This window comes from Halobellus litoreus, from assembly GCF_024464595.1.
In the GTDB taxonomy this organism is placed as follows: domain Archaea; phylum Halobacteriota; class Halobacteria; order Halobacteriales; family Haloferacaceae; genus Haloquadratum; species Haloquadratum litoreum.
Window position 1 is genome coordinate 802,749 of record NZ_JANHAW010000001.1, and the last position, 23,614, is coordinate 826,362.

At 64.5% G+C, this 23,614-nt stretch carries 28 protein-coding genes; 17 read left to right on the forward strand and 11 right to left on the reverse strand.

The annotated features are described in order from the left end of the window. Positions 1-124: 124 nt before the first annotated feature. A complete protein-coding gene (locus tag NO360_RS04115) occupies positions 125-355 on the reverse strand; it encodes a HalOD1 output domain-containing protein (protein ID WP_256306209.1) in 231 nt (76 codons plus the stop codon). Between the two features lie 1,085 nt (positions 356-1,440). Between NO360_RS04115 and NO360_RS04120 the strand changes: the two genes are divergently transcribed. Beyond that, on the forward strand, positions 1,441-2,355 hold the full coding sequence (locus NO360_RS04120; protein WP_256306210.1) for a sensor histidine kinase: 915 nt from the start codon (positions 1,441-1,443) through the stop codon (positions 2,353-2,355). A 184-nt stretch (positions 2,356-2,539) separates the two neighbouring features. Then, on the forward strand, positions 2,540-2,989 hold the full coding sequence (locus NO360_RS04125) for an SRPBCC family protein (RefSeq protein WP_256306212.1): 450 nt from the start codon (positions 2,540-2,542) through the stop codon (positions 2,987-2,989). A gap of 265 nt (positions 2,990-3,254) precedes the next feature. On the opposite strand, the gene NO360_RS04130 is transcribed toward NO360_RS04125, so the two are convergent. Together NO360_RS04130 and NO360_RS04135 are read right to left on the reverse strand one after the other, a co-directional pair. After that, complete coding sequence (locus NO360_RS04130) at positions 3,255-3,413, reverse strand: hypothetical protein (RefSeq protein WP_256306214.1); 159 nt, start codon at positions 3,411-3,413, stop codon at positions 3,255-3,257. 95 nt (positions 3,414-3,508) lie between these two features. Further along, complete coding sequence (locus tag NO360_RS04135) at positions 3,509-3,919, reverse strand: Ig-like domain-containing protein (RefSeq protein WP_256306216.1); 411 nt, start codon at positions 3,917-3,919, stop codon at positions 3,509-3,511. 273 nt (positions 3,920-4,192) lie between these two features. On the opposite strand from NO360_RS04135, the gene NO360_RS04140 reads away from it, so the two are divergent. The 8 genes from NO360_RS04140 (at position 4,193) to NO360_RS04175 (ending at position 9,412) form a co-directional block, all read left to right on the forward strand. Beyond that, positions 4,193-4,405, forward strand: coding sequence for a hypothetical protein (locus NO360_RS04140; RefSeq protein ID WP_256306217.1), 213 nt, complete (start codon positions 4,193-4,195; stop codon positions 4,403-4,405). A gap of 230 nt (positions 4,406-4,635) precedes the next feature. After that, positions 4,636-5,109 (forward strand): hypothetical protein, encoded by a 474-nt coding sequence (locus NO360_RS04145; RefSeq protein WP_256306219.1) that lies wholly within the window; start codon positions 4,636-4,638, stop codon positions 5,107-5,109. Positions 5,110-5,218: 109 nt separating this feature from the next. Next, the gene (locus tag NO360_RS04150) at positions 5,219-5,560 is read left to right on the forward strand and encodes a DUF8000 family membrane protein (RefSeq protein ID WP_256306220.1); all 342 of its coding nucleotides are present in this window, start codon (positions 5,219-5,221) and stop codon (positions 5,558-5,560) included. Between the two features lie 308 nt (positions 5,561-5,868). Further along, positions 5,869-6,879 carry an NADP-dependent oxidoreductase gene (locus tag NO360_RS04155; RefSeq protein ID WP_256306221.1) on the forward strand — a complete coding sequence of 337 codons (1,011 nt, stop codon included), beginning with the start codon at positions 5,869-5,871 and terminating at the stop codon, positions 6,877-6,879. Positions 6,880-7,000: 121 nt separating this feature from the next. Next, positions 7,001-7,390 (forward strand): DUF2237 family protein, encoded by a 390-nt coding sequence (locus NO360_RS04160; protein ID WP_256306222.1) that lies wholly within the window; start codon positions 7,001-7,003, stop codon positions 7,388-7,390. Beyond that, positions 7,387-7,650 carry a DUF8152 family protein gene (locus NO360_RS04165; protein WP_256306223.1) on the forward strand — a complete coding sequence of 88 codons (264 nt, stop codon included), beginning with the start codon at positions 7,387-7,389 and terminating at the stop codon, positions 7,648-7,650. The genes NO360_RS04160 and NO360_RS04165 overlap by 4 nt, the downstream gene beginning before the upstream one ends. A gap of 161 nt (positions 7,651-7,811) precedes the next feature. Beyond that, the gene (locus NO360_RS04170; protein WP_256306224.1) at positions 7,812-8,828 is read left to right on the forward strand and encodes a Cdc6/Cdc18 family protein; all 1,017 of its coding nucleotides are present in this window, start codon (positions 7,812-7,814) and stop codon (positions 8,826-8,828) included. Between the two features lie 284 nt (positions 8,829-9,112). Next, a complete protein-coding gene (locus tag NO360_RS04175) occupies positions 9,113-9,412 on the forward strand; it encodes a hypothetical protein (RefSeq protein ID WP_256306226.1) in 300 nt (99 codons plus the stop codon). Positions 9,413-9,558: 146 nt separating this feature from the next. On the opposite strand, the gene NO360_RS04180 is transcribed toward NO360_RS04175, so the two are convergent. Then, on the reverse strand, positions 9,559-10,377 hold the full coding sequence (locus tag NO360_RS04180; RefSeq protein WP_256306228.1) for a hypothetical protein: 819 nt from the start codon (positions 10,375-10,377) through the stop codon (positions 9,559-9,561). Between the two features lie 348 nt (positions 10,378-10,725). Here NO360_RS04180 and NO360_RS04185 point away from each other — a divergent pair, with 348 nt between their 5' ends. From NO360_RS04185 to NO360_RS04210, 6 genes are all read left to right on the forward strand, one after another. Continuing rightward, positions 10,726-11,667 (forward strand): hypothetical protein, encoded by a 942-nt coding sequence (locus NO360_RS04185; RefSeq protein ID WP_256306229.1) that lies wholly within the window; start codon positions 10,726-10,728, stop codon positions 11,665-11,667. Between the two features lies 1 nt (position 11,668). After that, positions 11,669-11,986: a DUF8156 family protein gene (locus NO360_RS04190; RefSeq protein WP_256306230.1), complete on the forward strand. Its 318-nt coding sequence runs from the start codon at positions 11,669-11,671 to the stop codon at positions 11,984-11,986. Continuing rightward, positions 11,983-12,636, forward strand: coding sequence for a ribonuclease H-like domain-containing protein (locus tag NO360_RS04195; protein ID WP_256306231.1), 654 nt, complete (start codon positions 11,983-11,985; stop codon positions 12,634-12,636). The genes NO360_RS04190 and NO360_RS04195 overlap by 4 nt, the downstream gene beginning before the upstream one ends. Before the next feature lie 180 nt (positions 12,637-12,816). After that, positions 12,817-14,985, forward strand: coding sequence for a type B DNA-directed DNA polymerase (locus tag NO360_RS04200; RefSeq protein ID WP_256306232.1), 2,169 nt, complete (start codon positions 12,817-12,819; stop codon positions 14,983-14,985). Positions 14,986-15,050: 65 nt separating this feature from the next. Further along, positions 15,051-15,431: a hypothetical protein gene (locus NO360_RS04205; protein ID WP_256306233.1), complete on the forward strand. Its 381-nt coding sequence runs from the start codon at positions 15,051-15,053 to the stop codon at positions 15,429-15,431. An 82-nt stretch (positions 15,432-15,513) separates the two neighbouring features. Beyond that, a complete protein-coding gene (locus NO360_RS04210) occupies positions 15,514-16,356 on the forward strand; it encodes an ion transporter (RefSeq protein ID WP_256306235.1) in 843 nt (280 codons plus the stop codon). Positions 16,357-16,396: 40 nt separating this feature from the next. On the opposite strand, the gene NO360_RS04215 is transcribed toward NO360_RS04210, so the two are convergent. Together NO360_RS04215 and NO360_RS04220 are read right to left on the reverse strand one after the other, a co-directional pair. Further along, positions 16,397-17,542, reverse strand: coding sequence for a cobalamin-independent methionine synthase II family protein (locus tag NO360_RS04215; RefSeq protein WP_256306237.1), 1,146 nt, complete (start codon positions 17,540-17,542; stop codon positions 16,397-16,399). A 237-nt stretch (positions 17,543-17,779) separates the two neighbouring features. Further along, positions 17,780-18,613, reverse strand: a complete 834-nt coding sequence (locus NO360_RS04220; protein ID WP_256306239.1) for a hypothetical protein — start codon at positions 18,611-18,613, stop codon at positions 17,780-17,782. 189 nt (positions 18,614-18,802) lie between these two features. Here NO360_RS04220 and NO360_RS04225 point away from each other — a divergent pair, with 189 nt between their 5' ends. Continuing rightward, complete coding sequence (locus NO360_RS04225; protein ID WP_256306240.1) at positions 18,803-19,975, forward strand: inorganic phosphate transporter; 1,173 nt, start codon at positions 18,803-18,805, stop codon at positions 19,973-19,975. A 9-nt stretch (positions 19,976-19,984) separates the two neighbouring features. Here NO360_RS04225 and NO360_RS04230 read toward each other — a convergent pair whose 3' ends face one another. From NO360_RS04230 to NO360_RS04250, 5 genes are all read right to left on the reverse strand, one after another. Beyond that, positions 19,985-21,325 carry a hemolysin family protein gene (locus tag NO360_RS04230; protein WP_256306241.1) on the reverse strand — a complete coding sequence of 447 codons (1,341 nt, stop codon included), beginning with the start codon at positions 21,323-21,325 and terminating at the stop codon, positions 19,985-19,987. 230 nt (positions 21,326-21,555) lie between these two features. Then, positions 21,556-22,026, reverse strand: a complete 471-nt coding sequence (locus NO360_RS04235) for a PIN domain-containing protein (RefSeq protein WP_256306242.1) — start codon at positions 22,024-22,026, stop codon at positions 21,556-21,558. Then, positions 22,023-22,274, reverse strand: a complete 252-nt coding sequence (locus tag NO360_RS04240) for a hypothetical protein (protein WP_256306244.1) — start codon at positions 22,272-22,274, stop codon at positions 22,023-22,025. Before NO360_RS04240 ends, NO360_RS04235 begins: the two co-directional genes overlap by 4 nt. A 337-nt stretch (positions 22,275-22,611) precedes the next feature. Next, on the reverse strand, positions 22,612-23,220 hold the full coding sequence (locus tag NO360_RS04245) for a translation initiation factor IF-2 subunit beta (protein WP_256306245.1): 609 nt from the start codon (positions 23,218-23,220) through the stop codon (positions 22,612-22,614). A 73-nt stretch (positions 23,221-23,293) separates the two neighbouring features. Beyond that, positions 23,294-23,599 carry a hypothetical protein gene (locus tag NO360_RS04250; protein ID WP_256306246.1) on the reverse strand — a complete coding sequence of 102 codons (306 nt, stop codon included), beginning with the start codon at positions 23,597-23,599 and terminating at the stop codon, positions 23,294-23,296. Positions 23,600-23,614: the final 15 nt, after the last annotated feature.

Sequence of the window (23,614 nt, forward strand, 5' to 3'; positions counted from 1 at the left end):
GACGTACGTCGGCTACTCCTGTCGATCCGTGCCTGCGGCTGTCATCGAGGTCCGACGTCGTCTGCTCGCGCTTCAGCCGAGGCCCTACCGCGAATCGCTCACTCCGGCGGATTCGCTGGAGGGCCTACCGCTCGTTGACGGTTACGGTCCCCGCTTCCACCACGACCTCGTACGTTAAATACCGAAACTCGATACGCGCGCCTTCCGTCTGTGCTAATCGCTCAACTGCGTCGATGTCGACTGCCTCACTGAGGGGTGGCAAGTCAATCGCGTCTTCGCCTTCCACCTGTGCGACTTTCTGTACGATCTCGACCGCGAGTGACGTTGGTTCTCCAGTACCCAACGTAGATTCCATAGGCAATTTCCGACAAAGGTTCTAATAATAGTGGGGAAACTCTTGTCAACTTATCTGGAGTTTACGGCGGAATAGACTCGAAATGATATAAATAAATTGGAATTTTGGAGAGTATCATAGACGGGTTCACACACCCAACAGGGACCACGCAGTAGAGGGTTTCTATCGAACAATCTACGGATCCAACGTTCGGCGACCGGGTGGTCCGAAGGACCCAGACGGCCGCCGGGTGACTCCCTTCGGTCGTCCCCCGAGCCTTTGCTCGCTACCGCTCGCCAAAACGCCGATTCGCTCGCCGATGGCGAGGCCAAGAGCCGGCCAGCGGGAGGCTCGTATGCTTTTGCCCCAGGTTTTGGCCAGCGCGAGACGGATTTATCGTCTCGCTGGCCGTACGGCGCGCTGGGCGCGTCGTAGACGAGGGCTGCCCCGGCAGCCCACGGCCCAAACGGTGGTTCGAAGCAACCGGTTTACGTGGAGCGAGAGTTGGTCGGCAGTCGAGCCACCGAGTCGGCTGACCTGGCGGGGGAAAGACGATACTCCGGTCCAGTCTGACCCCGCGCCGTCCGAACAAGACTGATCGACTCCGATTCCCGAGGTTCTCGGTGCACTGCAGTATCGACGTGTCTCTCGTCTTCCGATACGCGGATGTTCCTCGGCCTCTCGGGTGACCATCCGTCCCGGCCCAGAGACGTCGAACGCGAGCGTTCCATCGAATCGGACGCACGTCGAGCACTGTGGGCTTTTGCAGTAGTCGTACTCTGTGTCTCTGCTCGGCCCGAGAAGCGCGTTCAGTACTTCTACAGCGAGACGTTCGCCATTTCGGCCTTCGAAAGCACAGTCTCTATCGAAATCCGCAGCCGGCGACGCGAACGGCCTGTCACACAGAGCGTGTACGGTGGTGTATATTCCCGCCACACGGAGACGGGGCCATCGAACTCTTGTCACGGTATTTATTATACGAGGTCACGATCGCGAGGACTTGCGTGCGCATTGGATATGCGAGTCGGCTACCGCCCCGATATGCACTACTCACTGACAAAATATTTTATGTCAGTTCTTCAGAGACATAGATCAGAGATCGTTTGATGGACGACCAGAGTCGGATTCCGCGACTGCCGGCCCGTCGGATCGTGGCTATCTATTTGCTCTTTGGCGTGGTTTGGATACTGGTCTCGGATCAGCTCGTCGCCATCGTCGCCAACCCTGATCCAGCCTCGACTCTCATTCAATCAGTCAAGGGTGGTGTATTCGTTCTTCTCTCTGGGAGTCTCGTGTACGTGCTCTTGCGGTACCGCGAGCGGCAACTGGTGGAAACGCGAAACAAGATGGAGACCAAGTCGCAGGAAAGTCAGGTGTTACAGCGGATTCTGAGACACAATATCCGGAACGACCTGAACATCATCTCCGGTAACCTCGAACTGGCGGACGAGTCGATTACGGATACAGAGGCCACGGAACGGTTGCGTACGGCCCAAGAAACGGCGGCTGATTTGCTCGTAATGAGCGAGAAAGTGCGAACTCTGGAAGGGATCCAGTTGGACGAGACGGTCCCCGAACCGGTGGACGTGGTCCCACTCGTGAACAGTGCTATCGACCAGATCACGGAGGAGTATCCGTCTATTTCGATCGAGACGGACATTCCCGAGCGATGTATGGCTATGGCAGGTCCCTCTCTGAAATATGCGTGTACCGAGGTGTTGGAGAATTCCGTAGAACATTACGATGAAGCCTTGGAGACGCTGGAAATAACCATCGTCGTTGACGAGAGCGAGGAGGTGCACATCGAAATCCGGGATAACGGCCCCGGAATTCCCGAGGACGAACTCGACGCGTTGGAGCGCGGACAGGAAACGCCGTTGGCGCACGGGAGCGGGATCGGCCTCTGGTTGGTCAAGTGGGTCTGTGCCCAGTATCACGGGGCGTCATCGTTCGACGCTGAATCAGGCGTCGGTTCGACTGTCGTACTCGCTCTGGAACAACCCAATTCGGTACGCGTGTGAACAGCCCGATACGCAGGATTACTGTGTTGATACTCCCGATTCGAATGCGGACGAGATTCGGCGAGGACTGGTGAGGAGTGCGTTTCCGCCTCGTTCCGTTGTGACTCTACGGAGCGCGGCTGCGGAACCGTCCGATGATGTTTGGGGGTGAGAATAAAATGGCCGAAACGCGTAGTCACAGGCGATGGTTTCGGTCAGCGAGTCGATCTGGATCGATTCCCCAGTCGAACCCGTCTTCGAATACCTCGACGACCCGTACAACCACGCCGAAGTCACCCCGAGCGTGACGAACGTCCGGAACGTCGAAGGGCTCGACAACGGCGGCAAGCGGTTGGACTGCACGTACACGATGGCGGGGGTCGGCTTGAAGACGGAACTCGAACAGACGGTTCACGAACCGAACAGGCGGATGGTCTTCGATATGCGCAGCGGCATCGACGGTGAGCTGGAACTCCGGTTTGCGGATGTAAACGGCGGTACCGAGGTGACGTACAGCGCCGAATACGACATCCCCGGCCGCGTTATGAGTAAGGTGGTCAAACCGTTCGCCGTCAAGTACAACGAACGAGAGCTCCGCGCCGCCTTGGAGAATCTGAAGCAGCGATTGGAACTCGAAGCCGAGAGCGAGACGTAACTGAGACGAGCGGTGTGATATGCTTCGATCGTCGTTTGCAGCGGACTGAATCGGTCCCGGTGCCGTCTCAGTCTGCTGTCATAGGCTCTCACGAGTCTCGTCGAGAGAGCGTGGTATTGCCGAAATCCCGAGCGAAGAGACTGCAGAAGTAGCGTACTGCGTCCGCCCCCGACTTATACTGTTCCAGACGGCCGTGAGGGGGTCAAAGCCGTTCAGACGGCCCCGACCCATCGTGGCACCCCTCGCTTTCTCGGTCTCAGCCGCCTCAGATATCGACTACGGCGATCAGAACGAGGGTCGTCCCGAGAATACCGAGCACGAATGCGACGAGATCGAACGGAGACACGCCGCCAAACAGCGTTCCGAGGAGCACGCCGACGAGCGTGACCTGAATCCCGAGCATCCCGTTCTGGGTGGTGTTCATATAGCCGAGTCGATGGCGAAGAACCACTTCAACCCGGGTGAAAGAGAACTGTGTTCCGACATCGGGAGCCAGCGGCAGCGGGACGTCTCCTTCCGTCAGCCCGACTGCAGGAGGAATTTGATGTTTTGTGAGTCGTCCACAACGATCCAGAGCGGAGCACGCTCGACTGTCGGATCCGTCCACTCGAACGTTTCACTCGGTCCGTTCTCGATCGCCACCGCAACCGTATAGTCGGTATTCGTCGGGAGTTTCGAGTCGTTCACCGGATCGATCTGCTCGTGTGGGGCCAGTTCGAGCGTCCGTGCCGTGTGGGGCTCGTCGGCGTCACTCGGCGTGATGCTGACCTCGACCGTTTTCGCCTCACTGGCAGCGTTGTGGACGATGACGTCCGTTGCACCCGTTTGATCCCACAGCGTCGAACACCCGGCGAGGGCTGCAGTCCCAGCCGTCGCGATCATCGAGAGGGCCTGCCGGCGTCGCAAGCGCGCTGAAGCACGTTCGACCATCCGGTGCCCGAGTAGCACCGGTATGGGGATAGTAATTTGCATCAGTCTCCCGGCCAGCGGGGAAGCGAGCGACCAGTTCCGCGGGGGAAAGTTCGATTCCGAGGAAGGCTCGAATCGGGGACGCGACGGCCACAGTCCCACGCGGACAGGCAGGCGAACTGAGTCGGTCGGGGGTTGATACCCTCGGTGTCTCACCTCGCAGTGGGGAGGCCACGAGCACGCGGTCGGCGTCCGACGGAAGCGTAATCCGCCGGAGGCGTGTACACACAGTCGATGACCGAGCCGGTGGTGCTGCTGTTGGTCGGCGCCCTGCTCGTCCAGCTTCCGCTCGGTGTCGTGATGTATTTCGACGCGAAACGACTCAACCTGAAAGATCCCGAACTGTACTGGCTCGGCGTCGTCGTCCCCACAGCTGGCTTCGTCGTGATTCTGTACTACTTCTCGAAGCGACGGGACCTTCCGAAGGAGTGCGAAACGGACTCGTAGACCGGATCAATTCGACAGTCCCGGTCCGGGCGAAAAGGCCCAAGTCGACTTCCGACGGTCTCGAAATCGACATCCCGTTTGCGGGCTCGAACGGCAAGGTCGGCGCGGCGGCACCGCCGACCCGCTCGCCGGCCGTTCAGCGGAGAAGAACCCCGTCCGCGGCCCGCCCGCAGTCCGACATCACCGCACGCGGCCAGAACTGATAGGTCGATACGATCACACACGTCGGTATGCAGCTCTTGCAGGTGTCCGCTCCGTTGGCCGTCCCGTCGCTGTTTCTGATCGGGATCGGCGCTGGCATCGTCGCGACGCTCGTGATGGACGTCGTGATGGCACGCATCGACGAGGGCGAGACGCCCCCGAAAATCGCCAGCGGAGTGTTGACCGACACGCGGCCCGACCGGGCGCCGGAGCGACTGGCGGCGGTCGTCCACTACGTCGCCGGGACGCTCACCGGCCCGCTGTTCGTCTGGCTGTACCTCACGGCGTCCGTCCCTCTCGGCGCGGGTGCCGTCGCGGTCGTCGCTGCCGCCGTCGCCTGCTACCCGCTGATGGTCGGATTCTTCGCGCTGGTCGTCCTCCCGCGCTCTCGGGGGCTGTCCCGCCAGCGACTGTCCGCGATCCGGCGCGCCTGGAGCGTCGAGGCGGCGGTTTACCTGCTCGTGCTCGCCCCGCTCGTCGGCGGTTCGGCGACGCTCCTGTGAACGATCACCGCGGGACCTGAGCGGTGCTTCGTCGTCCGTCGCGTGACGTTGCGTGTCTGTCTCAGGCAGAAGACCGTTATGCGTCCGTCACTGTACCGTCTGATCGAAGATGGGACGATCCATCGAGATATCTGGCAAGTCAGTCGTCTACCTCTTTTATGCGTCCTCGTTGGCGATAGTTCCACTCGCGGCTTACTTCGTGGTGTGGCCGCTCGATACCCGTACCAGCGTTCTCGTGGCCGTCCTCCTGACGGCTTTGGTCGTCGTGGCGGTCGCCGACCTGTGGTACTGGCGGAGCGGCAAACTTCGCGAGCACCTCAACGCGGCTACGAAGCGGGACCTCCCGTACGACATCACGTACGACCCGAGTGCGGATCCCGGGCAAGCGGCCAAACAGCGGTGGATGAAGTCGATCCGTCGCTTGTCAGACGAGGACGACGAGGAGCGCTGACCGCTCGGGTACCTGGCTCCACCGATTCCCGTCGGGCGGGACCTCTCGCCTCGAACCCGCCGACACGCACAGATGTGTCGGCTCGACGACGAACTCACCCCGTCGAAGCGGCTCTCCGCCTCGATGGAGTGGGGCCCCGAGAGCACACCAATCGTCGACGCCCTCGGTGGCCGCAGGCCACTCGTGTAATTGGATACCTCCTGAAACGCTTCGAGCGAAGTGCCGAGATCACCCACCTGCGAGGCGAAGGTGAAAGAGACGCCCCCTGGTACCCGAAGCCTCATTGCCGCCACGAGCCGAGACGGTGCGTGGAAGATACAAACCGTCGCTGGTACTTCGTCGAGCGGCCAGCAGGTGAACCGGACGCGGACAGCTTCGATCTGAGAACCGAGGACGTGCCGGAACCCGACGACGGTGAACTTCTCGTCCGGGTGGCGTATCTCTCTGTCGACCCGTATATGCGCGGACGAATGCGAGACAGCGAGTCGTACGCGGAGCCGTGGGACGTCGGGGACGTACTGAAGGGCGGCGTCGTCGGCGAAGTCGTCGAGAGCAACAGCGAGCGGTACGACGCCGGCGACTACGTCACTGGGCAGGGGACGTGGGCCGACTACAGTGTCCTCCAGGCGGACGACGTCGCCCCTGTCGATCCCGAAGTCGCCGATCTGCCGGCCTATCTCGGCGTTCTCGGGATGCCGGGGCGAACGGCGTACTTCGGATTGCTCGACGTCGGCGACCCCAACCCCGGCGACACCGTCGTCGTTTCCGGGGCGGCGGGCGCGGTCGGGTCGGTCGTCGGACAGATTGCGAAGCTAAACGGCTGTCGCGTCGTCGGATTCGCCGGGTCCGACGAGAAGACGCGCTGGCTCACGACGGATCTCGGATTCGACGCTGCGGTCAATTACAACGCGACCGACGACTACGGGGCTGCGCTCGACGACGTCGCACCGGAGGGCGTCGACGTCTACTTCGACAACGTCGGCGGCCCGATCACGGACGCAGTCTTCACGAAATTGAATCTCGACGCTCGCGTGGCCGTCTGCGGCCAAATCGCTCACTACAACGACGAAAGCGTCCCGACGGGGCCTCGAAAGCTGCCGCTGCTCATCGCTCCGCGCGCGAAAGTCCAGGGCCTCCTCGTCGCGGATTACGCGACCCGGTTCGGAGAGGCGAGCGAACGGCTCGCAACGTGGGTCGCGAGCGGCGAGATCGATCACCGTGAAACGGTCGTCGAAGGGCTGGAGAACGCGCCGGACGCGTTTCTCGGGCTCTTCTCCGGCGACAACATCGGGAAGCAAGTCGTCCGAGTGACGGAGTGACCACGCCGTAGCCGCGCGGCGCCGCCACGTACGTGGTGCACCTCGATCGCGGTGCTCGGTTGCGGTCCGTACGAGGCGATCGCACACGGGGGATTTTATTCACACGGGACGTGCACCAGGTATGTCCGAACGGAACGTGCTCGGCGGGGAACTCGCCACCTGTAGCGCCGACCCGACGACCGGCTTCGAGCGAGACGGGTGCTGTGGAACGCATCCCGACGATCGGGGGCGACACGAACTCTGTGCGGTGATGACCGAGGAGTTTCTGACGTTCAGCGAGGCGCGGGGCAACGACCTCGTGACGCCGCGTCCGGAGTTCCAGTTTCCCGGACTGACGCCGGGCGATCGCTGGTGTCTCTGTCTCGGACGGTGGGTCGAGGCGCTCGACGCAACACGGACCGAACGCCTCCCCGAAACGACCGTCCCGCCCGTCGTCCTCGAAGCGACGAACGAGGCGGTGTTGGATTCGGTGGAACTGGAGACGCTCGAAACCCACGCCTACGACGTATGACCAGTGATCCGCAGACAGAACTGTACGAGTGCCTCGCGGCGACGGCCGAACTCCCCGTCGAGCGGACCGCGAGTCGCCTGTTGGGTGAGGCCCAGGCGGTCGCCGCGGACGTCCGCGACATCGACGATCCCGCAGTCGTCGCCAAACGGGCCGAAATCGTCAGCGACCTGCTCGCGGAGATCGACGAGACCGGACATCCGGACGCGGACGAGTACGTGGCACGGGCCCGAGATCTCGCTGCGCAGATCGCCGAGCGCTGACGGCTATCGGCCGCGCCGCGTTTCCGGAAGTTTCCGGAGACGGCCCGCTTCAACGAAGAAACCGCTGGACGGAGACGACTCCCGACTCCTCGAGGCGTCGATTTCCGGAAACGTCGCAGTCATCCTTTAGTGAACGCACCCGAAACCACCGTCCCGAAGCGATGATCCGCGATGCTCGAGTGCTCCGCGCCGGCTTCGTCCCTCGCGAGGTCGAGCATCGCGACGCCGAAGTGAATCACCTCTCCAGCGTCCTCGAACCGATCACGAACGGCGAGCCGGCCGACACCGCCGTCGTCACCGGACCGAGCGGCGCGGGCAAGACCTGCATCGCGAAGTTCGTCATCGAGCGCCTTCGCGAGGAGGCGCTGGACGTCGAAGCGACCTACGTGAACTGCTGGCGGAACTACACCCGGTTTCGGACGCTGTATCAGATCCTCGACGACCTCGGGCGGACGATCGACATCCACCGGCAGTCGACGCCCCACGACGAACTCGTCGATCGGCTCCAGCGGTTCGACGATTCCCGGACGGTCGTGATCCTCGACGAGGCCGACCAGCTCGAAGATCCCGGTCTCATCTACGACCTGCACAGCCTTCCGCAGTTCGCCGTGGTCTGCATCGCCAACGAGGAAGCGGAACTGTTCAGCCGCGTCGACGACCGCCTCGTGAGCCGTCTCCGCGCCAGCGAACGCGTCCGGATGGACAACTACCACGACGAGCAGCTCTTCGACATCCTGAAGGCTCGGGTCAGGTGGGGCCTCGAACCGGACGTGATCACCGACGATCAACTGTTTCGGATCGCCGACGCGGCCGCCGGCGACGCCAGGCTGGCGATCGGCATCCTCCGTACAGCCGCGAGTCACGCCGACCGAGAGAATCGGGATCAGATCACCGACGAAATGCTCTTCGACGCTGCCGAGGACAGCCGCGCCCGAATCCGCCAGAAGAGCCTCGAATCGCTCACGCCGCACCAACGAGCGGTCTACGAGATCCTAGGCGAGCACGGCCCGCTGGCCCCGACCGAGATCTACGACCGCTACGTGGACGTCGTCGAGGACCCGCGAACGAAACGCACCGTTCGAACGTACCTCTCGAAGATGGAGCAGTACAACCTCCTGGAGGCCGAGGGGACGAGTCGCGATCGGGAGTACGCCGCCGTCGACGGTGACCTCGACTGAGAGATGGGGTCGCGCTCCGGAGCCACTGCAGCGGTGTCGCCGCGCTATTTTCCCAGCAAGCAGTGCGAGACGGAGTGAAGTCCACTGGATATCGATCGCCACGAAACAACTGTGGTGGCAGAAATATTACCAGATATTATCATCAATAATAATTAACTACCTCGTCACCGTACGCACCGCGAGGAGGCACTATGATAGAGAGCAGCGAAACGGCGAACGGGACGGGTGATACGCTGTGATACTACCTAACCCGTTTCGGGCAGCAAAAAAACTCGGGAAAGGCGTTGGTTCCTTGGTGTTCGGTAGTCGCGACCGACGGCGCGATCGGGGGGATCGCGAACGTCGGGACGATCGAAGGAGCCGAGACGATCGAAGGAGCCGGGACCGCCGGGACGAACCGTCACCACGGCGACGGGATCACCGAACGGACGACCGCCGGCGGGACCGAGACGAGCGCGACCGGACACGGATCAGGAGTCGCAGGGGAAGCGGGTCCGATCGAGACGAGAGTCGGCGAACGCGGCGCAAGTAGCGCCGAGACCGCCTTGCAGACCGCTTTTGGAGCGACACGTCCCTCCCAGTGAGGGAGATGTGAGGCGGAAGCACCGCGTCGCTACCTTCGGTCGGTTCGATCTCGGGTGCGTCGGAAGCGAACGATTCGGGTCAGCACACTTTCGCTCGCTCAAAAGACGGGTCGTTCTCAGCGGACGTGGATCCTATCGCTGCGGTTCTATCTGCGAGTTTCCATCCGGATGTACAGCAGGAGGATAGCGATCAGATACACCGCCATCCCGCCGACGACGCCCCACGTCAGAACGTTCGACGGGTCGAAGTTGGCCCAGAAACGGACGGCACCGATCAGAACAAGTGTGAAGCCGAGTATCTGACTTTGGACCAGTATTCGTGCGGCGCTCCAGCGCGGATCGAGGACGACCGCGCCGTTGACGACACCGAAGAGCGCGAACCACCCCGCCAGAATCCGCGCCGTGAAGGGGGAGACGGTCCACGGCCACGAATCGATCATCGGTTGCGGGGCGAGAAACAGACCGATAGCGCTGACTGCGAGGAGCACGCCGAGACCGCCGCCGAGCACCCGCACGGTTCGCGGAACGCGGGGCTCACTGCCCGTCAGTCCTCCAGTGGCCGTCCGTCGGTTGAGCGCCCAAATTGCCGGGATGAGGACGGGGGTGACTGCGTAGAGGAAGACCCAGAGGTCGAACGTGAAGTGACCGTGGTTGAAGTTTCCCCAGTGGAGGACGGTGGCGATAGCCATCAACCAGGTGAAGGTAGCGATTCCGAGGAAGACCGGCGCGACCGTGTGCCACTCGTCGACGGTGGAAACGCGATGGAAGAAATACACCCCGGCCCCGTAGCCTGCGCCCATAAGTATCGGCGTCATTTCGGGCCTGATCGTCCACGCGAAGTACGTCGTGGTCTGACCGGGCAACCCGTAGAGGACCAGAAACGCCGCGGCCAGAAACGGGATGATGAAGCGCGCGACCCATCGGGTGATCGGGAGGACCTGTCCGTCACGGCGAGGGGGATCCACCGCCCCTCGTAGGACTGCGTTCGGTTTGGTCATTGTTACCACGTATATACCGTTCTCGTTCGGCGTACGAGAGTCTATGCGTTCTCCCCGATTCGAGGACGACATCCCCGGTGTGACGCGGGCGGTTTCTACCAGTTCCGACGGATTTCAACGGAGCCGTGTATGTGGCTCGGCCGACCGGAGACGGAAGGTCGCGGTCGATACCGTTCTTGGAAACGTTCGCGGAAACGCTCCGGACTCGAGGCAAAGCACCGGACGGATCGGCGAACGGGGTCCCGCTACGTCCCACTCCGGAACCCCGGAAACCACACGCCGCGGCTTATCGGATCCCGGTGCATCGATGCGGGTATGCGCCACGAGACGGAACCGAGGTCGACCGATACCGCGCAGTCGGCGGGGCACCCGACCCGCGCTGCCGAGCGGAACCGCGACCTCGTCGATCGAGACGAATCAGCGTCCGAAGGTGGGCTACTCCCATCTCTCGACGACGGGATCACCCTCCTGGATGTCGCGGAGGGCCGCGGCGTCTCCGTGCTCCAGGCCCTCGTCTTGGATCACTTGCTGCTGAACGAGGGTCCCGCATTCTGGGTCGACGCCGACGGCCACGCGACGACGACGCGACTCGCCCGTCTCGCGCCGAGCCAGCGCCTCCTCGATCGGGTCCACGTCGCCCGCGGCTTCACGCCCTACCAGCACTACAGCGCCGTCTGCGACCTCTCGGAGGAGGTCAACCGGCAGATCCGGGCCGCAGCGTCGGGGCCGGACCGTTCCGGCGCGCGCGCGGCCGCATCGCCACGGACGCCGTCGCTCGTCGTCGCCCCCGCGTTCGACGCGCAGTACCGCGCGGCCGACACGCTTTCGAAACCGCACGCTCGGACGCTGCAGACCCGCGCGATCGCCCGGCTACGTGCCTGCGCCGACGCTTACGACGTGCCGGTGCTCGTGACGCGCACCGCGACCGACGCGTTCACCGGTCCCATCGAGACCGCCGCCGAGCGACGCCTGCAGTGCGAACGGACCCGCCTCGGCCCACGCTTCGTCGGCGAGGAGTTCGAGACGCTGGTGTACCCCGTCGCCGAGGACACGTACCAGACGACGTTCGCCTACTGGCGGCAGGTCCTCGGAATCCGCGCCGAGCAGGTGGGGCTGGAGCCGTCTGCGGCCCCCGAATGGGACGCCGCCGCGACACCCGTCGGAACCGGCGTGACGGCGACCGGCGAGACCGCCACGCTCGTGGCGGACCCGCTGCTCGACGCGCGGGGCGGTTCCGGGGACGCTGGGGGGCAGTAGGATGGGGCGGACCAACCCGACCTATCGGGACGCGTTGCGGGCCATCGAGGATCGCTGGACGGACTTCCGGCGGGCGCTCCGCCGGCGCGACAGATCGCGGTTCGATCGGCTGTTCGCCTACGCTCGCGAACACGCCGACGCGGCCGGGCTGTTGAACCACCGGAACCCGCTGCTGCCGGCGCTTCTCGGCATCGATCTCGAGCAGGAGGCGCGGCTCGATGCACACGAAGAGCGCCTCGACGAACTCGAAGCCGCCCTCGACGCAACGGGCGACCGCCGACGCTCGCGGGACGATGCAGCGGAGGACGGACCGCGATGACCGTCCTCGATACGATCGCGTTCGACATCGAAACGACCGGGTTCGGAGCCGACGATCGGCTGACCGTCGCCGGCTTCGACTCGGCAGTCGGATCGCGCGTGTTTCTCAACACCGGCGGGACGGCGTCCCCGCCCGAACTCGAACCGCACTTCGACGGCGTCACGAGTTCGCCGGTGACGATCTCCACGCACGAAACCGAGCGCGAACTGCTCGAAGCGGTCGCGGCGTTCGCCGATTCGACGATGTCGAAGCGCGACGTCAAACTCGTCGCTTTCAACGGCGAGACGTGGAACGGGGGGTTCGACCTGCCGTTTCTCCGGACGCGACTCAGCCATCACGAAGTCGACTGGCCGTTCGCGGATCTCCCGTACGTCGACGTGATGGCCGTCTTCGAGGCGCGCTTCAATACGCGCGGGAACACGCTCGTCGGCGTCTACGACGAACTCGTCGGCGACGAACTGAGCGCTCTCGATCCGTTCGACGACAGCGCGGAGGCGGTCGAGGCGTGGGAGACCGGTGACTTCGAACGACTGCTCTTACACAACGTCGCCGACGTCCGTCGAACGCGCGCGTTGGCGGACCTCGCGGAGCGATACTGTTCGAAGTCCGATTTCTCGATGAAGTCGCTCGATCCCGTCGTGAGCGACTAGCGATCGTCCGGTCGGTCTCGGGAGGGCGGCTCGCAGGCCTCGCGGCCCGGAAACCGGCTCTGAAAGCGCAGACCCGCCGGACGGTGTCGGGAACGGGCTCGTTTCCGGAAATCCGGAACCGACACGCCACCGGTTATCAGTCAGCCCACCGTCGCCGCGGATACGGAGGGTACCTGTGGAATGCCGTTCACGATCGACTTCCTCGACGACGGCCGCGTCCTCGAATGGGAGGTGACGGCCGACGGTGCCGTCGCGACCGCCCGCGAGGACTACACGCCGCGGTTCTACGTCGGCTCGCGCGCACCCGACGCCGACGTCGACCTCGAAGCGGTCCGCACGCAGTACGAGCGTCACCCGGACGTCGTCGCGACCGGGATCCGCTCCCGACGGCCCGGCTTCCGCCGCGACGACGAGGCGGTCCTCGCCGTCGACGTCGCCCACGTCGACCGAGTCGCGCCCCTCGCCCGTCAGGTACGCCAGCTCTCGGCGCCGCCGGTCGGCGACCTCGCCTGTTTCAACGTCGACTTCTCGCGCGAGTTTCGCTACTGCCTGGAGAACGACCTCGATCCGACCCCGGCGACGGCGCTGTCGACGCTCCGACTCGGTGTCCCGGTGACCGAAACGGCCGAGGGTGCGTACACAGAACTGACCGTCGACGGCGAGGTCGTTTCGGGGTCGTCGACGGACGTCCTCGCCGCGGTCCGGGCGGCACTCGACGCCCGCAATCCCGACGTGCTCGTCTGCTCGACGAGCGAGATCGTCCCGACGCTCTCCGAGATGGCCGCCGACGCCGGCCTCGACGACTTCACGCTGAGCCGGCGGCCCGACGTCGACTACCAGCGGCTCGCCGGTCGTTCCACCTACGCCAGTTACGGCCGCGTCGGCCACTCGCCCGCGCGGTACAACGTCCCCGGGCGCGCGATCGTCGACGAGTCGAACACGTTCTTCTACGGCGAGACGAACCTCGACGGGATCCTCGACCTGGTCTCACGGTCGAAGAAGCCGATACAGGAACTCGCGTGGGCTTCGATCGGAAACGTGCTCACGGCCATTCAGATCTGCGAGGCACACAGCCGCGGCGTATTGGTGCCGTGGAACTCCTGGCGACACGAGTTCTTCAAGCCGATGGGCACGCTCCACGACGCGGACCGCGGCGGGTTCGTCTTCGCGCCGGAGGTCGGGGTTCACGACGACGTCCACGAACTCGACTTTTCGAGCCTCTACCCGAACATCATCTGCAGTCGAAACGTCTCCCCCGACACCATCCGCTGTTCGTGTCACGGCGACCGCGAAGACGTGCCCGAACTGGGGTACGCCATCTGTGACGAGCGGGGGTATCTCGTCGACGTCCTCCAGCCGATCGTCGACGCCCGCGACGGGATCAAGGCCGAAATTCGCCGCGAGCGACGCCGATCGGATCCGGATTCCGACCGGCTGGAGGCGCTGGCGGGACGATCGGCCGCGCTCAAGTGGATCCTCGTGGCCTGTTTCGGCTATCAGGGGTTCAGCAACGCGAAGTTCGGGCGAATCGAATGCCACGAGGCGATCAACGCCTTCGCCCGCGAGATCCTGCTGACGGCGAAGGACCGCCTCGAAGCGGGCGGGTGGCGCGTCGTGCACGGCATCGTCGACTCGATCTGGGTGACGCCGGACCCCGACGTCGACGGCGCCGAGAGGCGGGGCCTCGACGCGCTGGCGGCCGAGATCTCCGAGGCGGTCGACGTCCGACTCGAATACGAAGCCGAGTACGACTGGGTCGCGTTCGTGCCGCAGCGGGGGAGCGACACCGGCGCGCTGACGAAGTACTTCGGCAAGCGCGCCGGCGAAGCCGAGTTCAAAATCCGCGGCATCGAAGCCCGACAGCGCTCGACGGCCTCCTTCGTGGAAGCGACGCAGCGCGCCCTCCTCGAACGGTTCGACGACTCGCGAGACCCCGACGACGTGCTGTGCACGCTTCGGGAGGCGATCCGAGAGCTCCGCGCCGGGGGAGTCGACCCCGGACGGCTCGTCGAACGGAACCGCGTGTCCAAGCCGCGAGACGCCTACACGCAGTACACGAAAAACGTCGCGGCGCTCGAACGCGCCAGCGACGACGGTCTGGGCGTCCATCCCGGCCAGTCGATCGAGTACGTCGTCGTCGACGACGAGAAGCGCTCGCGCGATCGGGTCGCGCTCGCCCACGAGGAGCCCGACTCGTACGACGCCTCGTACTACGAGACGCGGCTCGTGCGGGCGGCCGAGAGCGTTCTCTCGCCGCTGGGGTGGGACCGAGAAGACGTTCGACAACGGCTCGACGGCTCGTATACGCCGGAGCTACCTACGTTCGGCGTCGATTCGGGCGGCTGGTAGTCGGTGCTGACCCCGTCTGGTCCGCGCGCTCTGGATTTATAGGGCCCGATACGGTAATGACAGACATGGCCGACACGAAAGAGGGACGGGAGAAGCAAGCAGCCGACGAGGAGCGGCGACAACTGCGGCGTGCGGTGAAAGAGGCGCTGACTCGCGCCGACGAGGCTGAACCTCCCGTCGACGAGGAACGGATAACGGAAATGGTCGACGACGACGCGGTGACATTTCCGCCCGCGTGCCACCGTCGAAACTGCGAGGAACCCGCGGAGTTCCTCGTGCTCGAACGGTACCAGGAGGAAACGGGACAGGGGGCGGTCGAGGCGACGGCCGCTCTCTGCCGAACGCACACCGCCGAAGAGAGCCCGACGAATCTCGACGGCGCCTACGAAGGGTACGTGTTTCGCGTCGTGCCGCTCGACGTGTCGTCGACGCGGGAGTCAGAATAGCCCCGTTGCCCCACCGCTCGATGGGGCAGGAACGGCCGCCCGTCACCGAGACTCATTACGGTCGGCCGTGTAGGGATCGCTGATGGGACGCAGTCTCTCCGCGTCGGAGGACCGGACGGCCCGCGATCTGATTCAGTTCTATCTCCTGGATCACCAGACGCCGCTTGGGAAGGGAATCGACCTCGCCCTGTTGGGACTGAATTTGGTCTTCGTCGGGATCTTCGTGGTCGAAACCTATCCGATCGCCGCCGAGTTTCGGTCGACGCTCTGGCAGCTCGAAATCGGCATCGCGCTCGTCTTCGCCGTGGAATATCTCCTCCGGTTGTACGGCGCGCGCGACCGAGTCACGGAGTTCTTCAACGGGTACACGATGGTGGATCTCCTCTCGATTTTGCCGACGCTCTCGGTGGTGTTGCTGCCGGCCTCGGTCAGCGTGTTGAACGTCGGGTTTCTGCGGGTGATCCGGGTCATTCGCGTGCTTCGGTTCTATCGCTTCACCGCCGACGCGGAGTTCTTCTTCGGGACCGTCTCCGACAACACGCTCCGTGCGATGAAGCTCCTGCTGACGATTCTGGTGCTTCTTTTCACCTCCGCGGGCCTGTTTTACAGCGCCGAGAGCGGAACGAACCCGGACGTTGCGACGTTCGGCGACTCCTTCTACTACACCGTCGTCTCGCTCTCGACCGTCGGGTTCGGCGACATCACGCCGACGACGTCGGCGGGGCGGTGGATCACCGTGGGATCGATTCTGGCGGCCATCGTCCTGATCCCCCGGCAGGCGAGTAAGATCCTCAAGGAGTGGACGTCCCGGGACAAAGTGAACGTCACGTGCCCGGAGTGCGGCCTGGAGTATCACGAATCCGATGCGTCTCACTGCAAGGCCTGCGGCCACGTGATCTACCAGCAGACGGATTCCCGCGAGTGAGCGACGGCCGTGTGCGAATCGGCGAGCGCCGTTCCCGACGTCAGAAGAGTCGCTCGGTGGCGACCTCGGTCCCCTCGACGAGGGCCTCCAGTTTCGCCCAGGCGATCTCGGGGTGGACCATCGCCAGCCCGGCCTGGGTGTCGAACCCGCAGTCGGGGGCGGCGACGATCCGCGTGGGGTCGCCGACGGCGTCGGCGACGCGTTCGAGTCGGTCGGCGACGACCTCGGGGTGTTCGACGACGTTCGTCTTCACGTCGACGACGCCCGGGATGAGCGTCCAGTCGTCGGGCAGGGGGTGCTCGCGGAAGACGCGGTACTCGTGCTGGTGCCGGGGGTTCGCCTCCTCGATCGAGAGACCGCCGATGTCGAGGTCGTAGAGGATCGGCAGCACTGCCTCCAGCGGCTTGTCGCGGTGGTGCGGTCCCTCGTAGCTCCCCCAGCAGGTGTGCACGCGGATCTGCTCGTCGGGGATGTCCTTCGTCGCCTCGTTCAGCGCCTCGACGTGCATCCGGACGACGGGCTTGAGCTTCTCGATGGGCCGGTCGCCGAACCCGCGGTGGCCGGTCGTCAGCAGGTCCGGGGCGTCGAGCTGGAGCGTCGCGCCCGTCTCGGCGATGAGTTCGTACTCCCGTTTGAGCGCGTCGCCGACGACCGAGAGGAACTCCTCGTGGGAGTCGTAGTAGTCGTTGACGAGCGTCGCGGCGGCGACGCCGGGCGAGGCCGCGGTGATGAACGTTCCCTCGAAGTCGAAGTCGCCGGCGTCGAGCAACTCGTAGAACGTGTCGATCTCCTCGCGCGCGGCGTCTTCGCCCGCGTACTCGACGGGACCGGTGACGGACGGCTGCTTGGTGAGATCGATCCCCTCGGCGTGGAAGGCGTCCTCGGCGTATTCGGGGTAATCGGCGAGGTCGTCCCACAGGGGGGCCTCACGCGTGTCACCGATTCCGGAGAGCCTGTTGGCGACGTACCAGTTGAACGAGACGCGCGGCTGCTCGCCGTTGTTCACGATGTCGAGGCCCACGTCCGCCTGTTTCTGGATGACGGCCTCGGTGGCGTCCACGACGGTCTCGTGCCAGACCTCCTCGTCGACAGATTCCCCGTCTTGGCGGCGTTTCAGAAGTTCGAGCAGTTCCGGCGTTCGCGGCAGGCTTCCGATGTGCGTCGTCAGGATGCGGTCGTCGGTCATTCGTTACCGGAACAATCCACGTCGGCGTTAATATGAATTGCGGTACTATATTATTCTCAATTATGCCTTATGGTTATTAAAATGGCGAACAGCGCGAACGGATGATACCCATCGCGAGCAAGATAATCGCGCGAAAACGGGTCTCATCGCCGCTAGTCGGACGTCCCCCCGCGACCGATCGAGAGGGATGCGTCGATCCGGGACGGTCACGGGCCCACTCGCCGTGAAGACTGCCGGTCAGTCCCGGAACCCCTGTCGCCTGACGCTGTCGTCGCCGCTCTCGTCGGTGTCGTCGTCTCCCTTGGCTTCGTCGCTATCGCCGTCTCCGCTGTCTTCGTCTCCGTCGGCCTCGTCGCTATCGCCGTCGATCACCTCGTCGATTTCTTTGCTGACGGTCTCTTCGACGGTTTCGGTCACCTCCTCGGTTACTTCTTCGCTGACGGTTTCACCCACCTTTTCGGCGACCTCGTCGACCTCCTTGCTGACGGTGTCCTCGACCGTTTTCTCGACCTTCTCGCTGACGGTGTCCTCGACGGTCTTCTCCACCTCTTCACTGACCGTGTCTTCCACCGTCTTCTCGACCGTTTCGCTGACCGTCTCGCCGACCGTTTCCTCGACCTTCTCACTGACCGTCTCGCCGACCGTTTTCTCGACCTCTTCGCTGACGGTTTCGCCGACCGTTTTCTCCACTTCCTCGCTGACGGTTTCACCGACCGTTTTCTCGACCGTTTCGCCAACCGTCTTTTCGACCGTTTCCCCGACCGTCTTTTCCACCGTCTCGTCGACGGTCTTTTCGACCTCTTCGCTGACGGTCTCGCCGACGCTCTTCTCGACTTCCTTGGTCACCGTGTCGCCGACGGTCTCTTCGATCCGCTCGGCCACTTCCCGGGTCATCCAGTCGGGGTCGAACCGCGACATCTTCCAGCCGATGTGGATGACGTACGAAACCAGTACTCCGAGGCCGAACGCGACCCCGACGGCGGTCTCCACCAAGAGGATCAGTCCGATCGCGACGAAGATCGTGACACCGTACGCGAGATCCGTAATGAAGTCGGCGCGGGCCGGATTCATCGGTTCCCCACCTCGAGTCGTACCTTCGTGGAATCCATACGTGTCCACTCGAACTCCAGACGGGAATACCGTCCGTTCCTCCGACGACTTTCGGGCCGGCGTGGACCCTGACGCCGTTCGGTCGGGATCCGACCGCCCATCAGCGGCCAATGTCCAACCGCTTAACCGACTGCGCTGCATCCACTCCGTATGGTCGAAGTTCTTCTTCTCGTCGGTGTCGTCGTCGCGTTGTTCGTCGGGTTCAACATCGGGGGATCGACGACCGGGCCCGCGTTCGGACCCGCAGTCGGATCGGACGCAATCTCTAAAACCGGTGCAGCAGCGCTGATGGCGGTGTTCTTCTTCGTCGGGGCCTGGACGATCGGTCGTCGGGTCGTCGACACGCTGGGGACCGAACTCGTCACCGACCCCGCGGTGTTCAGCATCGAATCGAGCATCGTCGTGCTCTTTTTCATCGGCGGCGCGCTGTTCGTCGGCAACTACTTCGGCGTACCCGCGTCGACGTCGATGACCGCCGTCGGTGCCATCGCCGGGCTCGGCGTCGCGGCCGGCGAACTGAACTGGGCGGTGATGGGTGAGATCGCGATCTGGTGGATCGTCGCCCCGATCGTCGGCTTCTGGACCTCCGGGATGATCGGCCGCTATCTCTACCCGCGGATCAACCGTTGGGTCGCGATCGTCAGCACGCCCGGTCCGTTGCTCGAATTCGATCGGTCCGGGCTCGTTCCGCGGCCGGCGCCCGGTCCGAACACCACGCGCAGAGAACTCACCGGCGCGGTCGTCGTCGTCGCGATCGGCTGTCTGATGGCCTTCTCCTCGGGCACGTCGAACATCGCAAACGCCATCGCGCCGCTGGTCGGCGTCGGCGTCGACATCAACGTCCTGATCGTTCTCGGCTGCGTCGCGGTCGCCGTCGGTGCGTTCACCATCGCCCGACGGACGCTCGACACGCTCGGCAACGACATCACGGACCTCCCGCTCACGGCCGCGATCATCGTCGCGATCGTCTCCTCGGTGATCGTCGTCGGACTCTCGGCGATCGGCATCCCGGCCTCGTTCGTCATCATCGCGACGACGTCGATCGTCGGCCTCGGCTGGGGGCGAGCGACCCGGACCGCCACGCTCGTCGACGTCGCCCGCGGCGAGCAGTCGCCGAACGTCTCGGTCGGCGCGCTCGCGGCCGAAGAGCCAGGCGAGGACGCGCCGCCGATCGGCGAGGAAGCCGACGACGCGATCCCCTCGGCCTCGGACCTGTTCGATCCGACGACGACCGGCCGCGTGATCGTGATGCAGAACGTCGTCCCGATCCTCTCGACCGCCGGCGCCTACGTCACGTTCACGATACTCTTCCGAGTCTGGTGACCCGTTCGCCTACTCCTCGCCCGCCTGCTCGCTCCCCGCGTCGTCGACGTCGCGGATCCGCACCGTCGAGATGCGGGTCCCCTCGACGCCGGTCACCTCGACGACGTGACCGTCGACCTCGACCGCGTCGCCGACTTCCGGCGCGCGATCGAGCCGACTGAGCACGAGGCCGCCGATCGTCTCGACCTGGTCGCTCTCGAAGCCGGCGTCGAGAGCGTCGTTGATCGCCGAGAGCGGGACGCCCCCGTCGACGTCGTACCCCTCGTCGCCGTGGTCCCTGATCGAGGGCTCCCGCGCGTCGACGTCGAACCCGTCTCGGAGGTCGCCCACGACGGCCTCGACGACGTCTTCGACCGTGGCGACCCCCTCGAACGAGCCCCACTCGTCGATGACGGCGGCCATCTGTAGGCGTTCGTCGCTGAACTGCATCAGGAGGTCGTCGGTCGCCGTCGTCTCCGGGACGACCAGGACCTCGCGGGCGATGTCGCCGGCGGTCGTCGATTCGTCGTCCGTTTCGCTCGCGCGCAACACGTCCTTGACGTCGACGAAGCCGACCACCTGATCGCTGTCGTCGGCGTCGAGCACCGGATAGCGCGTGTGACCCGCCTCGAAGACGACAGTCCGAATCTCCGCCAGCGTGGCGTCCGCCGGGAGGCTCACCACGTCCGGCCGCGGAACCATCACCTCGCGGACGTGGGTGTCGTCGAGGTCGAACACGCGCTCGATCATCGCGACCTCGCCCACGTCGATAGCGCCCTCTTCGCCGGACTGTGCGAGCACCCGGCGGATCTCCCGCTCGCCGAGCGTCTCGTCGCTCTCGGAGGCCGGCGGGACGCCGAGCAGTCGCGTGAACGCGTTGGCCGCCCCGTTGAAGACGACGATTCCGGGGTAGAAGGCGTAATAGAAGAGCTTCATCGGCGGCGCGAGAAACAGCGAGAGCTTCTCCGTCTGCGCGATCGCGAGCGTCTTCGGCGCGAGTTCGCCGAAGACGACGTGGAGGAACGTGATGATACTGAAGCCGATCGCGAACGCGACGAGGTGGATGAGCCCCGCCGGGAGGACCGGCTCCAGCACGGGCTCGATGAGCGACGCCACGGCGGGCTCGCCGACCCACCCCAGGCCGAGCGAGGCGAGCGTGATCCCGAGTTGCGTCACCGCGAGGTAATTGTCGAGATCGGCCATCACAGCCTGGAGGGAGCCCGCCCCAGCCCGTCCGTCGGCGGCGAGCTGTTCGACCGACGTCCCGCGCACCCGGACGAAGGCGAACTCGGCGGCGACGAAGAACCCGTTCAATACGACGAGAAACAGCGCCACGAAGAGCTGTCCCACGGAGAGCGCGACGTTTACCATCGTTGCGTTCGACCCATACCGCCGGTCGTTCGTGCTGTGTCCATACTCCCCTCTGCCCGCCTGCTCACTAAAAAGGTCGAGTGACCGCCCGCGCTCGGTCGGTCGGGGACGAGTCTCCCGTCGACGCAGAACCACCCGGCTTCGATCTCGAATAACGGCCTCGGCACTCACGACTCACAATCTATCCATAGTGAATGTGCTTAGAGCATCTATGGGCCGTGCTCGTATCGTTACTGTTTGTCCAGCATCCGAATGCCGCGCTCCACGACAGCCTCGGTGACGAAAAGACTCGTCTCCCGCTGGAGTGCTCGCATACGCGATGCCGCTTCGTCCCTGTCGAGTAATCCGCGACCGTAACCGAGTGCGATGACACCGATCGAGCCGTGTACTTCGATTCCATCGGCTGACGCTGACTCCCGAGCGTCGAGATCGTCTGTCAGAAGAACGACTTCCCGTTCCCTTGCGACTGCTATCGCGGCACGCTCTCCCGCGTCCAGTTCCTCGAACTCGACTCCTGTTTCTTCGGCTTCGACACGTTCGTACGAGAGGTCTGCAATCCCATCCGGAAGACCTCCGCTTTCGATTTCCTCGTAGACCGTCTCAGGGATCAGTAGCGAATCAAACGCCGACAACAGTTCGATCGAATCGATTTCGGCGAGGTGAATGAGCGGTCCCGCATCAGAAACAGCCGCAAGCGTCACGCGTTCAGGCCCCAGTCCACGTCTTCCTCGACGAGGTCACGCTCTCGTTCCACTCGTTCGACTTTCGTCCGGCCGACGCGCTCGACGGCCTCCTCGCGGTCGAGTTCGCCGTCGATGTACCGAGCGAGTACGAGGTCCTCCCACAGGTCTTCGAGACCGCGTTCGAGTGCCCGTTCGAGTACTTCAGATTCCGGAAGGCCGCGGGCTTCGGCGATCTCACGGACCCGGTCGGAAATTTCGGCGGCCATACGGGACGATTGCTCGGCTACGTTCATAAATCCGTGTCCGCCGTTCCGACGAGATCCTGACCGGGGCGTCTGTCTACTGTGGCCGTATCCGGATGCCCTCAGAGACCCCGTCTATCGTGAAAAGTGGCGGCCTCGGTACTCATAGGGTTCGTCGTCGCCGAGCGCCACCCCGGCTCGGAACGGTGCCGTCGTCATCGGCCGCTCGGCGTTACGGACGGAAATCCAAAGAACGTTCGGAGACGTCGGTGCCGAGTTCATACTGATTACTCTCGTCTCTTACCGCCGATCGCCGGCAGCGGGGGCCGCGCTCGGCGGTGAAAAGTGAGAGTAATCAGTATCAGACGACGCGGGCGAACGCGAGCGTCCCGCTCGTCCGCTCGACGATCGCGCGGACGGTCTGCCCCTCGCGCGCGCCGGAGACGAAGATGGTGAACTTGCCCTTCTCGGCGACGCCGTCGCCCTTGCGGCCCGTCCCGGTGATCTCCAGTTCGTAGGTGGTACCTTCCTCGACGGCGGGGCCCGAGGAGGACTGCGTCTTCGCCGCGCGCTTCGCGACCGGGCGGAACGCGCCGCAGGCCTCACACCGGAGCATATCGACGCCGTCCTCGGTGACGAGGCGGGTGTCCGGCAGGCCGCACTCCGTGCAGGTGACGTACTCGGCGACGTACTCGTCGATGGCGGCCTCGAAGTCGGAGACGTTGAACGACCCGTTGTAGCGCGCACGGTCGTCGTCGAGCTGCCCGTTCGTCCCCAGTTCGCGCTGGACGTTCCGGTGGACGTGTTCGACGTCGCGGCCGAGCGCGTCGGCGATCTCGCCGATGTTCGTCAGTCGGGTGAACGCCCCGTCTGTCTCGCCCTCGGGGTCGGGGATGCTGAGCCGTGACTGCTCTTCGTTCCGCTCCGGGAGCGCGTCGAGCGCCCTGTCGAGTGAGTCGGCGTAGTTCATACTGCTCAAAAATGGACGGGGCCGTATAGCCGTTCCGTGTGCCGCGTTCGCTCGGGACGGTCGGGCCGCCGGGTTACTCCGCGCCGGGCGAGATGACCACGAGGTTCTCCGCGTCGACCAGGTTGGTCAACCGGTCCCGGTTCCCCGGATCGAACTGCCGCTGGCAGCGACGCGTCCACGGATCGGACGCTGCACCCGAGGATGTATCCGCCCCGGCGGACGCCGCAGCGGTCCGTCCACCGCCCGTTCGGTCGGTGGACGCCTCCTGGCCCGTTTCGGACGGCTGCGCATCCGTGGAAGGTTCTTCGGCCGCAGTCGTCGCGTCGTCTGTCGTTCGATCCCGTCGATTCTGGCGTGCGTGTTGGACGTTTGTGCTCACTGGTGTCGGCGTCGG